11 protein-coding genes and 1 tRNA gene are annotated in these 12,258 nt (G+C 77.6%); 6 read left to right on the forward strand and 6 right to left on the reverse strand.

What is annotated here, in order from left to right; genetic code table 11:
* Positions 1–89: 89 nt before the first annotated feature.
* Positions 90–422, reverse strand: coding sequence for an FmdB family zinc ribbon protein (locus Cpa01nite_RS09750; RefSeq protein ID WP_203668572.1), 333 nt, complete (start codon positions 420–422; stop codon positions 90–92).
* A 176-nt stretch (positions 423–598) separates the two neighbouring features.
* The gene (locus Cpa01nite_RS09755) at positions 599–1,237 is read right to left on the reverse strand and encodes a 5-formyltetrahydrofolate cyclo-ligase (protein ID WP_203668573.1); all 639 of its coding nucleotides are present in this window, start codon (positions 1,235–1,237) and stop codon (positions 599–601) included.
* Positions 1,238–1,338: 101 nt separating this feature from the next.
* Here Cpa01nite_RS09755 and Cpa01nite_RS09760 point away from each other — a divergent pair, with 101 nt between their 5' ends.
* The 5 genes from Cpa01nite_RS09760 (at position 1,339) to Cpa01nite_RS09780 (ending at position 5,716) form a co-directional block, all read left to right on the forward strand.
* Positions 1,339–2,562 (forward strand): molybdopterin molybdotransferase MoeA, encoded by a 1,224-nt coding sequence (locus Cpa01nite_RS09760; RefSeq protein WP_203668574.1) that lies wholly within the window; start codon positions 1,339–1,341, stop codon positions 2,560–2,562.
* Positions 2,562–3,167, forward strand: a complete 606-nt coding sequence (locus tag Cpa01nite_RS09765) for a GNAT family N-acetyltransferase (RefSeq protein WP_203668575.1) — start codon at positions 2,562–2,564, stop codon at positions 3,165–3,167. The genes Cpa01nite_RS09760 and Cpa01nite_RS09765 overlap by 1 nt, the downstream gene beginning before the upstream one ends.
* Before the next feature lie 160 nt (positions 3,168–3,327).
* Positions 3,328–4,434, forward strand: a complete 1,107-nt coding sequence (locus Cpa01nite_RS09770) for a SepX/GlpR family protein (RefSeq protein WP_203668576.1) — start codon at positions 3,328–3,330, stop codon at positions 4,432–4,434.
* 60 nt (positions 4,435–4,494) lie between these two features.
* Positions 4,495–4,567, forward strand: a tRNA-Ala gene (locus Cpa01nite_RS09775).
* 117 nt (positions 4,568–4,684) lie between these two features.
* Complete coding sequence (locus Cpa01nite_RS09780) at positions 4,685–5,716, forward strand: bile acid:sodium symporter family protein (protein WP_308439366.1); 1,032 nt, start codon at positions 4,685–4,687, stop codon at positions 5,714–5,716.
* 186 nt (positions 5,717–5,902) lie between these two features.
* Here the strand turns inward: Cpa01nite_RS09780 and Cpa01nite_RS09785 are convergent, their stop codons facing one another.
* Positions 5,903–7,168, reverse strand: a complete 1,266-nt coding sequence (locus Cpa01nite_RS09785) for a DUF4349 domain-containing protein (protein WP_203668577.1) — start codon at positions 7,166–7,168, stop codon at positions 5,903–5,905.
* 289 nt (positions 7,169–7,457) lie between these two features.
* On the opposite strand from Cpa01nite_RS09785, the gene Cpa01nite_RS09790 reads away from it, so the two are divergent.
* Positions 7,458–8,942, forward strand: coding sequence for a beta-N-acetylhexosaminidase (locus Cpa01nite_RS09790; protein ID WP_239068676.1), 1,485 nt, complete (start codon positions 7,458–7,460; stop codon positions 8,940–8,942).
* A 22-nt stretch (positions 8,943–8,964) separates the two neighbouring features.
* Here the strand turns inward: Cpa01nite_RS09790 and Cpa01nite_RS09795 are convergent, their stop codons facing one another.
* Genes Cpa01nite_RS09795 through Cpa01nite_RS09805 form a run of 3 tightly spaced genes read right to left on the reverse strand, consistent with a single transcriptional unit; the run spans position 8,965 to position 12,196 of the window.
* Positions 8,965–10,821: a dolichyl-phosphate-mannose--protein mannosyltransferase gene (locus Cpa01nite_RS09795; RefSeq protein WP_239068677.1), complete on the reverse strand. Its 1,857-nt coding sequence runs from the start codon at positions 10,819–10,821 to the stop codon at positions 8,965–8,967.
* Positions 10,778–11,674 (reverse strand): cytochrome c oxidase assembly protein, encoded by an 897-nt coding sequence (locus tag Cpa01nite_RS09800; RefSeq protein ID WP_239068678.1) that lies wholly within the window; start codon positions 11,672–11,674, stop codon positions 10,778–10,780. The genes Cpa01nite_RS09795 and Cpa01nite_RS09800 overlap by 44 nt, the downstream gene beginning before the upstream one ends.
* A 6-nt stretch (positions 11,675–11,680) precedes the next feature.
* Entirely contained in the window at positions 11,681–12,196 is a 516-nt protein-coding gene (locus tag Cpa01nite_RS09805) for a DUF2243 domain-containing protein (protein ID WP_203668580.1), read from the reverse strand.
* Positions 12,197–12,258 lie beyond the last annotated feature (62 nt).

Consider the following 12,258-nt stretch of genomic DNA (forward strand, 5'->3'; position numbering starts at 1 on the left):
GCTAGGGGCTCGCACCCGCGCGCGAAGCGGAGGGCTCGGCGCCCGCGCCCGGGAGCGGCCGCGCCGGCCCCGGGTGACGAGCCGCGGCGTCAGCCCGCGGCGGGCTTGGCGGCGGCGGACGAGGTCGACGCCGACGACGTCGAGGCGGCCGGCGCCGAGGAGGTCGTGCTCGTGCTCGACGAGGTGCTCGCCGACGAGGTCGACGACGACGTGCTGCTGCTCGAGCCCGTCGTGGAGCTGGTGGTCGACCGCGAGTCGTTGCGGTAGAAGCCCGAGCCCTTGAACACGACGCCGACGGAGGAGAACACCTTGCGCAGCTTGCCGCCGCAGGCGGGGCACTCGGTGAGCGCCGCGTCGCTGAACGACTGGTGGATGTCGAAGGCGTGGCCGCACTCGGTGCAGGCGTAGGCGTAGGTGGGCACTGCTGTCTCCCGCGGATGACGTGACCTGGGTGGACGGGGGCCGGTCGCCGGGCGGCGTCCCTGGCACTCCCGCTGTCCGAGTGCCAATGATACGCGGCCTCGCGGTATTCCCGCGGGCGCGCCCGCGGGTCCGGCTGCGCGAGCCGCGGCCGGACGCCGGTCGTCGTGACAGCGGGTCAGTCGCCGAGTCGCTCCCAGCGCTCCGGCGTCGCCACCAGGTCGACCCGCCGGTCGTGCGGCTCGTGCGGGACGGGCCGGGTCGCCGCGTCGTAGAGCTCCTCGGCGAACACCAGCGCCACGACCGGCGTCCCGGGGCGGGCGTGGGCGAGCGCGCGGTCGTACCAGCCGCCGCCCTGGCCGAGCCGGTTGCCCGCGGTGTCGACGGCGAGGGCGGGGGCGAGGACGACGTCGGCCTCGGCGATCGCGTCGGCGCCGAGGGACGGGCCGGACGGCTCCGGCGGCCGGCCGGGTGCGCGCTCCAGCAGGTCGTGCCGCCCGGCGAACCACGCCCACTCGCGCTGGAGGCCGGCGCCGAGGACGGGGAGCAGCACCCGGACGCCGCGCGCGGCGAGGGCGTCGAGCAGCGGGCCGGTGTCCGGCTCGGTCGGCCGGGCGCTGTACGCGGCGACGACCGACGCGTCCGCGACGACGGGGATGGTCTCGACGACGTCGACGAGGGCCTCGGCGGCGGCGGCCCGCAGGCGGGGGGAGCGGGCCCGGCGCGCGGCGCGGACGGCGGCGCGGAACTCGTCCTTCACCTCGGTGACGCTGCTGCCGTCGGAGACGTGCGGGTACGGCTGGGCAGCGGCGCTCATGGCCCCAGTCTCGCAAATCCGCCCCGGGCCGGGTAGGACCAAAGGGGTTGCGCGGCGCGGCCGGTGGGCGGGTGGCCGGTCCGTCCGGGCATGATGCGGGCATGAGATCCGTCCAGGACCAGCTCGCGGCGGTGCTGGCCGCGGTCGGGCCCGTCGCCCCGCTCGACGTCGTGCTGTCCGACGCGGCCGGCTGCATCCTCGCGGAGGACGTCGTCGCCCCGGCGGACGTCCCGGCGCAGCCCGTGGCCGCGCGGGACGGGTACGCCGTGGCCACCGGCGACCTGCGCGGGGTGGCGCCCGGCTCGCCCGTGGCGCTGCCCGTGGCGCACGACGTGCTCGCCGGCGACCCCACCGCGCTCCGGCTGGCGCCCGGCCAGGCGGTGCGGATCGCGTCGGGCGGCCCCGTGCCCGCGGGCGCCGACGCGGTCGTCCCGGCGGAGGACACCGACCGCGGCTCCGTCCGCGTGGCCCTGCACCGCGTGCCGGCGCCGGGCGAGGGCGTCCGCGCGGCCGGCACCGACGCCGCCCGCGGAGCCGTCGTGCTCGCCGCGGGGACGCGGCTCGGTGCGCGCCAGCTCGCGACGGCGGCCGCGGCCGGGCGCGGGCGGCTGCGCGTGCACCCCGCGCCGCGCGTCGTCATCGTGTCGATCGGGTCCGAGCTGGCCGAGCCCGGCACCCCGCCGCGCGACGGCGGGGTCTACGAGTCGGCGGGCCACGCCCTGGAGGCGGCGGTTAGGGACACCGGCGCGACGCCCGTGCGGGTCGGCGTGGTGCCGGACGACCGCGCGGTGCTGAGCGAGTCGCTGGAGGACCAGCTGGTCCGGGCCGACGTCGTCGTCACCACCGGCGGGCTGTCCGAGTCGCAGCACGACACCCTCGCGGACGTGCTCGCGCCGCTCGGCACGGTGCGGTTCGACCAGGTGGCGATGGCGCCGGGCTTCCGGCACGGGTTCGGCACGGTCGGCGACGGCGTGCACGCCGTGCCGCTGTTCGCGCTGCCCGGCCACCCGGTGGCGTCGCAGGTGGCGTTCGAGGTGTTCGTCCGCCCCGCGCTGCGCGCGATGGCCGGGCACACCGACCTGTTCCGCCCGTCCGTGACCGCGCGCGCGGACGTGGGCTGGCCGTCCCCGGCGGGCATCCGGCAGTTCGTCCCCGCCGCCGTCGTCGGCACGCCGGGCGAGGGCTACCGGGTCATGCCGGTCGGCGACCCGTCGGTCCCGTCGATCGGGGGGCTCGCGCACGCGAACGCGCTGGCGGTGGTCGGCGAGCAGGACTCCGCGGTCGTCGCCGGGCAGGTCGTGCACTGCCTGGTGCTGGAGGGCTGATGGCGCGCGGCTGGCCCGTGGCGCTGAGCGACGGCGACGTCCGGCTGCGGCCGCTCCGTCGCTCGGACGAGGCCGCCTGGATGCGGCTGCGCGCGGTCAACGCGGCGTGGCTGCAGCCCTGGGACGCGACGTCGCCGGAGCCGGTCACCGGCCGGCGGCCGACCTTCTCGCAGTTCGTGCGGTCGCTCGACAAGCAGGCGCGCTCGGGCACGTCGCTGCCGTTCGCGATCGACCTGGCCGGCGAGCTCGTCGGCCAGCTGACGGTCTCGGGGATCACGTACGGCTCGCTGTACTCGGCGTCGATCGGCTACTGGGTGTCGCAGCACGTCGCCGGCCGCGGGGTCACGCCGACCGCCGTCGCGCTCGCGACCGACCACTGCTTCACCGCGCTCGGCCTGCACCGGGTCGAGGTCAACATCCGCCCGGAGAACCGGCCGTCCCTGCGGGTCGTCGAGAAGCTCGGGTTCCGCGACGAGGGGCTGCGCGAGCGGTACCTGCACATCCAGGGCGCGTGGTGCGATCACCGGACGTTCGCCCTGACGACCGAGGACGTGCCGCGCGGGCTGCTCGCGCGCTGGCACGCCGCGCGCGCGCCGGGCGCCTGACCTGCGGCGGCGCGTCGGCCCGGTCTGTCCGGGTTCGTCCGGATGTGGCAGGCTGGCCCCGGCGCGGCGAATGACATCGGTGTGATTTTCACGCGGCGCGCCGCTCGACACGCCGCGACGGGTCCGGGGTCGGCGACCGCGCCGCACCTACCGTCGTGGAGTGTACGAATTCGCCGGACCAGCCGCCCTCGTGGTGGTCGGCCTGTGGATCGCGTACCTGGTGCCGCACAAGCTGCGGCACCGGCAGCAGCTGCTCGAGTCGCGGACCGACGACCGGTTCTCCGACGCCCTGCGGGTGCTCGCCGTGACCGGCCCGGAGGGGTCGGACCGGCGGCGCCGCGCGGAGGTCGCCGGGGGAGTCCGGCAGGACTGCGGCCCGGTGGACAAGCGGGTCGGGTTGCTGACCCCCGGGGCGGGCAACCGGCTCGCGAGGACCGAGAGGGGAGGGGTCGTGTACCGACCGCACGGGACCCAGGACAGGATCGGCGCCGACGCCGCCCGCCGCGCCGCGCAGCTGCACGCCGCCCACGCCGCCGCGTCCGCCCGCCGGGGCGCCGCCGCGCGCCGCCGCGGGATGCTCGCCGGCGTGCTGCTCGTCGCCGCCGTGGCCGGCTGGGTCGTCGTGGGCGTCACCGCGCTCGGCGTGCTCGCCGGCGTGGTGCCGACCGTGCTGCTCGCGGGCGTGCTCGCGCTCGGCCGCCGCGCCGCCGTCCAGGGCCGCGCCGCCGAGGAGGAGTGGGAGCGCCGGATCGCCGAGGCCACCGCGCCGCTGCGGGAGCGGGCCGCGCGCCCGGGCCGCAAGGGCGCCGAGGGCCGCGCCGTCCGCCCGTCGCTCACCGAGACCCAGGCGATCCAGCGCGTCCGCGCCGACGCCCCGGTCCGTACCTCGACCCGGGTCCGGGACGGTGGGCGCGAGGGGGACACGTGGTCGCCGGTCGCCGTGCCGAGGCCCACGTACGCGATGAAGGCGCCCGCGCCGCGCCGCGAGCCCGCGCCCCTGGGCGAGGTCGAGGGGTCGACGCACGCCGCGCCCGCCGCGCGCCGGACGACGGCCGTCCCCGAGGAGGCGACGGCGACCGCCGCGGAGGCCCCGGCCGCCGCCGGGTCCGTCGCCGCGCCCGCCGCCGAGGGGTCCGCCGCGGCCGAGGCGCCCGCCACGCCGGCCGCCTCGAGCACCCCGGGCACGACCGCCCCGGCGACCGAGGAGCCCACCGGCTCGATCGACCTGAACGCGGTCCTGGCCCGCCGCCGCGCCGCCGGCGAGTAGGCCGCGGACCGCGGTGTCGTGAGCACCCCTCGACGGGTGCTAGGCTGATCACCGCTTCAAGGGGCTGTGGCGCAGTTGGTAGCGCGTCTCGTTCGCAATGAGAAGGTCAGGGGTTCGAATCCCCTCAGCTCCACCGCAGGGCAAGGCCCGGGATCCACGGATCCCGGGCCTTCGTCGTTCCCGGGCGGCCGCCGGGGACCCGTCGTGGACGCGCGCCGGGGCGCCCCCGCCGCGGTGGCAGAATGTCCCGGTGCCTGACGCGATCCCGCCCCGACCGGGCCGGTGGTCCCGGGCCTGGTCCGCGACCAAGACGTGGGTGGACCCGCTCGTCGTCATGATCGTCGCGGTGTTCCTCCTGGGGCTGTTCGCCCCGGCCTCCGGCGCGTTCGCCACGGGCCTGGACCACGTGACCACCGGCGCCGTCGTCCTGCTGTTCTTCCTCTACGGCGCTCGCATGGCGACCAGCGAGGTCTGGGACGGCCTGAAGAACTGGCGGCTGCAGGGCGGCATGCTCGCGTCGACCTACCTGCTGTTCCCGGTCCTGGGCCTGGCGGTGCAGCTGCTGCCGGACTCGGTGCTGCCGGACGACCTCAAGACCGGCCTGCTGTACCTGTCGCTGCTGCCGTCGACCATCCAGTCGTCGGTCGTGTTCACCTCGATCGCCCGCGGGAACGTGGCCGGCGCCATCACCGGCGCGACCGTGTCGAACGTGCTCGGCATCGTGCTGACCCCGCTGCTGGTGGGCATCCTCATGTCCCGGGCGGGCGGGCCGGTGGGCGGCTCGGCGGGGGCGACGCTGCTGCAGCTGCTGCTGCCGTTCGTGCTCGGGCAGCTGCTGCAGCCGAAGATCGGCGCCTGGATCCGCGCGCACAAGCCGATCACGCTCGTCACCGACCGCGGCACGATCCTGCTGGTCGCGTACGGCTCGGTGTCCGAGGCGGAGGCGTCGGGGGTGTGGGACGACCTGACCGTCGGGGTCCTGGTCGTGCTGGTCGCGGTGTGCGCCCTGCTGCTGGCCGCGATGCTGGTGATCACGTGGACCGGCGGGCGGGCGCTGCGGCTGTCCCGCGGCGACCGGATCGCGCTGCTCATGTGCGGGTCCAAGAAGAGCCTCGCCACCGGCCTGCCGATGGCGAACGTGCTGTTCGGCCCGGTCGCCGCCGCGGGCGTCGCGCTGCCGGTGATCGTGTTCCACCAGCTGCAGCTCGCGACGTGCGCCGTGCTGGCGCGCCGCCTCGCGGCCACGGAGCCCGAGCCGGACGCCGTCGTCACCCGCGCCTGACGCGGTCGGCGCCGGCCGCCTGACGAGGTCGGCACCCCCCGCCTGACGCGGTCGTCACCCCGCGCCTGATGCGGCGCCGACGCCCCCCGGGCGCGACGCCGACGGCTCCGCCCCTGGGCGTGCGGCGTGCCGCGCCGCGCGCCCAGGGGCGAGACCGTCGACCTCGACCTCGACTCGGCCAGGGGGTCAGGGGCGGGGGAAGCCCGCGCCGACCGGCTGCCGCTCGGCCGGACCGGGTGCACCGGGCGGGGGCACGACAGCCGGTCCGCCGCCGGGCCCGCCGGAGCCCGGACCGTCGCCGCCCGGGCCGCCCGGCCCGTGGTCACCCTGCCCGCCGCCGCCGCCCGCGCCGCCGGGCCCGCCCGGCCCGCCGCCCGCCGGCTCCCGGTCCGCGGCGCGCCGCCGGAGCGCCCGCCGGACCCGCAGCGCGGCCCAGGCGACGGCCGCGGCGAGCACGAGCCACGGCAGCAGCACGCCGAGCACCGTGACGACCCCGCCCAGCACGGTCACGAGCGCCGACCAGCCCGCGGCCAGCCCGCCGAGGAACCCGGCCGGGGAGTCGTCCTCGACCGCCGCGGGCTCCTCCGGCGCCGGCTCCTCGGCCGCCGGCGGCGTCCAGATCGACACCCGCAGCGTGGACAGCGCCACCTGCTCGGCCATCCGGCCGCGCTCGGACTGCAGGCTCTCGAGCGCCGCCTGGCGCTCGGTCAGCGTGTCCTCGGCGGACAGGATCTCCTCGCGGGTGGTCGCCCGGGCCAGCAGGTCCTCCATCCGCGCGACGGACAGCGTCATGGCACGGATCCGGGCGTCGAGGTCCTGCGCGGCCGCGGTGACGTCGTCCGACGCCAGGTCGACGTGGTCGACCTCGCCGATCTCGTCCAGCGCCTCGAGGAGCCCGGTCATCGCCGGGGCGGGGACCCGGACGGTCAGGTCGGCCGTCGCCTCGGTGCCGACGTCGCCGCGCGCCGCCGTCTCCTGGCGCGCGTCGACCCGGCCGCCGGCGCCCTCGACCTCCGCGACCACGGCGTCGGCCGCGGCCCGCGGGTCCTCGTGGACCAGCCCGACCTCGCCGGTCGTGATCACCTGCCGGCCGCCGGCGTCCGCGGTCGCGCCGCCGGTGCCGGAGGCGACGTCCCCGGCCGCGTCGCCGGCGGCGGGGGCGTCCTGCGCGACCTCGCCGCCGGACGCGGTGAGGTCGCCGGCCATGCCCGCGTCGCCGGCCTCGCCCGACCCGCCGTCGCCCGCGCCCGACCCGCCACCAGGCCCCGACCCCTCCTCGAGCGACTGCCCCTGGTCCGCCCCGCCCTGCGCCTGGTCGGCGCCGGTCGCGCCGCCCCCGGCGCTGCAGCCGGCGAGCAGCGCCAGCGCCAGTGCGAGCCCGCCGAGCGCCCGCGTCACGTCCGTCCCGGCCCGGCCGGTGCTCCGGCCGCCGTCCTGCCCTGGTCTCCGCATGGCCGGGACGCTAGGGCCAGCGGCTCGCGCGCGGAGGGCCGTCACCTGCACGGATGCCGAATCGTTGCGGCACGGCGCCCGCCGCGTCCGCGCCGTGACCTGCCCGCGTCCGGGCCGTGACCCGCGCTCACCCGGACGGGTGGGCGGCACCACGGGCGCCCAGCACCTACCCGCCCGCGGAACCCGTCCCGCGCGTCGCCCCACGGAACCGGACGAAGCGGGCACACTGGTGCCGGGGGCCGGGCCGTCGCACGCCCGTCGTCAGCTCCGCCGCCCCGGAAGGACCGTCGTGCCCGCTCCGACCTCACCCCTGCGGATCGTCCCGGCCCCGCGCCTGGTGCACGAGGCCGAGGGGGCGCCGTTCGTCGTCTCCGCCGCCACCACGGTCACGGTGGGGACGGGCCCCGCGGAGGTCGCGCTCGGCGTGCTCGCCGCCGAGTCGCTGAGCCGGATCTCCGGCAGCACGGTCGAGGTCCGCTACCGGGACGTCGCCGAGCCGACCCAGCCGGGCGACGTCGCCTTCGTGCTGGACGACCGGCTGGCCGGCGAGCAGTACCACCTGGAGGTCGCGGCCGACCTGGTCCGGGTCACCGCCGGCACGCCGGAGGGGCTGACGCACGGGCTGGCGACGCTGCACCAGGTGCTGCGCCCGCACGACGGCACGTTCGCGGCGTGGCCGGTGCGCGTCGAGGACGAGCCCGTGCACGGCTGGCGCGGGCTGTCGGTCGACGTGGCGCGGCACTTCTTCGGCCCGGACGACCTGCGCGTCGTGGTCGACCTCATGGCGGGGTACAAGCTCAACGTGCTGCACCTGCACCTGTCGGACGACCAGGGGTGGCGGCTGCACCTGCCCTCGCGCCCCGACCTGACGGCGCGCTCGGGCGGCACGGCCGTGGACGGCGACCCCGGTGGCTACTTCACGACGGAGGAGTTCGAGGCGCTCGTGGCGTACGCCGCGGCCCGGGGCGTGCGCGTGGTGCCCGAGATCGACGTCCCGGGGCACGTGAACGCCGCGCTGCACGCCTACGGGGAGCTGAACCCGGACGGCGAGCCCACCGACGAGTACGCCGGCATCGAGGTCGGCTTCAGCCGGCTGTGGGCGGACCTGCCGGCGACCGAGCCGTTCCTGCGGGACGTGTTCGGCGACGTCGCCGCGGTCACCCCGGGCGAGTACCTGCACATCGGCGGGGACGAGGTGCACACGATGGAGCGCGAGGAGTACGCGCGCCTGGTGCGGATGGCGTCGGACGCGGTGCGCGCGGCGGGCAAGAAGGTCGTCGGCTGGCAGGAGATCGCCACCACGCCGCTCGAGCCGGGCACCGTGGTGCAGTACTGGGACACCCGGATGGACCCGGCGCCGATCGTCGCGGCGGCGCAGGCGGGCGCGCGGCTGCTGATGTCGCCGGGCTCGCAGGCCTACCTCGACATGAAGTACGACGGCGACACCGCGCTGGGCCTGGAGTGGGCCGGGCACATCGAGCTGCGGGACGCCTACACCTGGGAGCCGACCGCGCTGGTGCCGGGGCTGCCCGAGGGGTCCGTGATCGGCGTCGAGGCCACCGTGTGGACGGAGACGCTCCGCAGCCTGGACGACCTCATGACGATGCTGCTGCCGCGGCTCGCGGCGGTCGCCGAGGTGGCGTGGACGCCGGCGGACCGCCGGGACTGGGACGACTTCGCGACCCGGGTCGCGGCGCACGGCCCCTACTGGGACGCCGAGGGCCTGGCCTGGTACCCGAGCCCGCAGGTCGACTGGCACGTCGACCTGTCCTGACCCGGTCGGGCCGGCTCCGGGGTCAGATCCAGGACGGCAGCCACATGTGCAGGTGCCAGACGTCGTACGGCACGACCCACGCCGTCCAGACCGGGTAGAAGAACGCGCTCACGGCGAGCACGACCACCACGACCGCGCTCGTCACCACGAGGCCGCGGCGCCGCTGCCGCGCGTCCGGGCTCTGCACGAGCAGCGCGAGGACGTAGACACCAGCGAGCACGACCCACGGCGTGAACGCGATCGAGTAGAACGTGAAGATCGTCCGCTCCGCGTAGGTGAACCACGGCAGCCAGCCCGCGACGACGCCGGACAGCACGGCGCCCGCCCGCCAGTCGCGGCGCACGAGCAGGCGGTACAGCGCGACCAGCAGCGCGAGCGCCCCGAGCCACCAGATCACCGGGTTGCCGAGCGACGTCACGGCCTGCGAGCAGGCGTCGGCGCCGCACAGGTCCCGGGCAGCGTCGCCGGTCAGCCCGGAGACCTCGGTCGGGTAGTAGAACGAGGTCGGCCGCCACTGGATGATCCAGCCCAGCGGGTGCGCCGCGTACGCGTGCTCGGCGGTCAGGTGGGTGTGGAAGTCGAACATCTGGGTGTGGAAGTGCCACAGGGAGCGCAGGCTCTCCGGCAGCCAGGTCACGCCCTCGCCGGGGTGCTCCGCCGCCCACTGGCGCAGGTAGGCGCCGGGGTGCGCGAACCAGGACGCCCAGGTGCCGAGGTAGGTGCCGGCCGCGGTCAGCACGACGACGACGCCCGCCGGGATCGCGTCCCGCCACAGCGTCGCGGGCACCCACGCGCGCACGCCGACCGAGCGCCGGGCGGTCGCGTCCCAGGCGACCGACAGCAGCCCGAACACGGCCAGGAAGTAGAGGCCCGACCACTTGGTGCCGATGCACAGCCCGAGCAGCACCGCGGCCGCGAACCGCCACCACCGCCACCCGAGCCGCGGGCCGAGGCCCAGCGCAGCCCCGGAGTCGAGCACCGCGGCCGTCCGCGCCGCGAGCCTCCGCCGCGCCTGGTCCCGGTCGAGCAGCAGCGCTCCGAAGGCGGCCAGCGCGAACAGCATGACGAAGTTGTCGAGCAGCCCGGTGCGGGAGTGCACGATCGCCTCGCCGTCGACCGCCATGAGCAGGCCGGCCAGGGTGCCGAGCGCCGTGGACGCCAGCAGCCGCCGCGCGATCCGGGCGACCAGCAGAACCGCGAGCGTCCCGGCGACGGCGGAGGCCAGGCGCCACGCGGCCGACGACCCGATGCCGCCGCCGAGCTGGATCCCGAGCGCGATCAGCCACTTGCCGACCGGCGGGTGCACGACGTACTCCGCCCGCTCGCCCAGCGCCGAGCCGTCGCCCTGCGCGAACAGCGTGTTCGCGTCGTCGCCCCACGAGCCCTCGTAGCCCAGCCGCAGCAGCGAGTACGCCTGCTTGACGTAGTAGGTCTCGTCGAACACCAGCTCGTGCGGCCGGCCCAGGTCCCAGAACCGCAGCACGCCGCCGAGCAGGGTGACCGCGAGCGGCCACAACCAGCCCGCGACGCGCGCGCGGCGGGCGGCGCCGAGCAGCAGGGTCCGGGCGCCGAGCAGCTGGACGAGCAGCCGGTCGTGCGTGGACAGGGCCGGGTCGTCCTGGCGGTCGGGGTCGGCGCCGCCGCGGACGAGGAGGGTGCCCGCGGCGGGGGTGGCGGCCGCGTGGCCGGGGTGGGCGTGGTGCGCCACCCGGCCGGCGCTGCGGTCCGCGGCGCCGTCGGCGCCGCCCCCGGTGCCGTCCTCGGCGGCGGCCGGGGCCGGCGCGGGCCCGGCGGCGACCGGCGGGAACCGGGTGCCCCGGTCCTCGGCGGGCCGCTCAGGCCCGGGCGGCGCGTCGGGCGTGTCGTCGGGCTGGGGCACGCTCGTCATCGTAGGGGCGCCGGCTGGGCGCGACCTGCGGGGACGGCGCCGCCGGGGCGGCCGCGACCAGCCGCCGCCCGGCCGCGGCGTACCAGCCCGCCGCCACCAGGACGAGCAGGACGAGGTCGACCGCGTCGCCGCCGTAGAACATGAGCTGCGCGCCGGCGCGCGCGTCCGCGGTGTCCACCCCGGCGGGCGGGTGCCCGTACAGGTGCTTCGCGAGCACCGCGTGCGTCGCCGACACGAGCACGACCGCCGCCGTGCGCACGGTGGCCGAGGCGCGGTGCGGGTCGGGGTCGCGGCCCACGACCGCGGCGGTGAGCACGTACCCGGCGGCCAGCGTGTGCGCGTGCACGGCGGCGTGCACCGCCGCCGAGGCGTGGCTCAGCGCGAGCAGGGGCGTGGCGTACAGCAGCCACAGCCCGCCGCCGACCAGCGCGGCGGCCGCGAGCGGGTGCGTGAGGACCCGGACGGGCGGGCTGCGCAGGACGCGGGAGACGGCGCGCGCGCCGCGGACCGGCAGCGCCCGCAGCAGCGCGGTCACGGGCGCGCCCAGCACGAGCAGCAGCGGCGCGACCATGCCGAGCAGCAGGTGCGTCGCCGTGTGCGCGGTGAACGACGCCCGCGCCGCCGCGGCGAGCGGCCCGGCGACGGCGACCGCCGCGCACGCGAGCCCGGTCAGCCACGCGATCGTCCGGCGCGCCGGCCACGGGGTGCGGACGCGGGCGAGCAGCACCGCGACCAGGTACCCGCCCGCGGCGGCGGCGAGCCCCAGCACGGCGGCGACCTCGAGCAGCTCCCACGCCGACATCGGCGCGCCCGCGGCGGCGGTCCCGTGCCCGTGGCCGCTCACGGCGGCTCAGCCCGCGGGGCGGGTGGGCGCGGCGGGCCCGGCGGCGGCCGGCCGGGTGCGCGCGACGACCAGCACCCCTGCGAGCAGCAGCAGCACGGCCGCCCCGATCCACGCGACGTCGTACGGCAGCAGGTCCACGCCGTACCGGATCTGGTGGATGCCGAGCACCTTGTGGTTGAGCACGCCGTCGAGGAGCTGGAACGCGCCGACGCCCGCGAGCACCGCGCCGACCCAGCGCGCCCAGTTCAGCGGCGCCCGGCGGCGGGCGTCGGCGAGCAGGAACAGGCCCCACACGGTCACCGCCCAGCCGACCGCGTGGAAGAACGCGTCCGCGGTGAGCGCGACCTGCGTCGTCGACAGGTCGTAGAAGTGGTGCCACTGCAGGCCGAGGTGGAACACGAACAGGTCGATCACGGACGCCGCGACCCCGCAGCCGAACAGGAACCCCGACACCAGCACGCGCCGGTCGTGCGGGGCGGCCGGCGCGGGTGCGGCCGCGGCGGGCGGCGGGGCGGTGGCCATGCGGTTCCCCTTCGTCGGCGGTCCGACCGATGCTGCCACCGGGGCGGCCGGGGGCAACCGGA

Origin of the sequence: Cellulomonas pakistanensis (genome assembly GCF_016862755.1) — a bacterium.
Lineage (GTDB): Bacteria > Actinomycetota > Actinomycetes > Actinomycetales > Cellulomonadaceae > Cellulomonas > Cellulomonas pakistanensis.

Bases quoted from the DNA above. Each gene is read 5' to 3' on its own strand.
- Cpa01nite_RS09805 (WP_203668580.1), bottom strand. From the start codon at position 12,196: ATGGCCACCGCCCCGCCGCCCGCCGCGGCCGCACCCGCGCCGGCCGCC.
- Cpa01nite_RS09785 (WP_203668577.1), bottom strand. From the start codon at position 7,168: ATGCGGAGACCAGGGCAGGACGGCGGCCGGAGCACCGGCCGGGCCGGG.
- Cpa01nite_RS09760 (WP_203668574.1), top strand. From the start codon at position 1,339: ATGAGATCCGTCCAGGACCAGCTCGCGGCGGTGCTGGCCGCGGTCGGG.
- Cpa01nite_RS09755 (WP_203668573.1), bottom strand. From the start codon at position 1,237: ATGAGCGCCGCTGCCCAGCCGTACCCGCACGTCTCCGACGGCAGCAGC.
- Cpa01nite_RS09765 (WP_203668575.1), top strand. From the start codon at position 2,562: ATGGCGCGCGGCTGGCCCGTGGCGCTGAGCGACGGCGACGTCCGGCTG.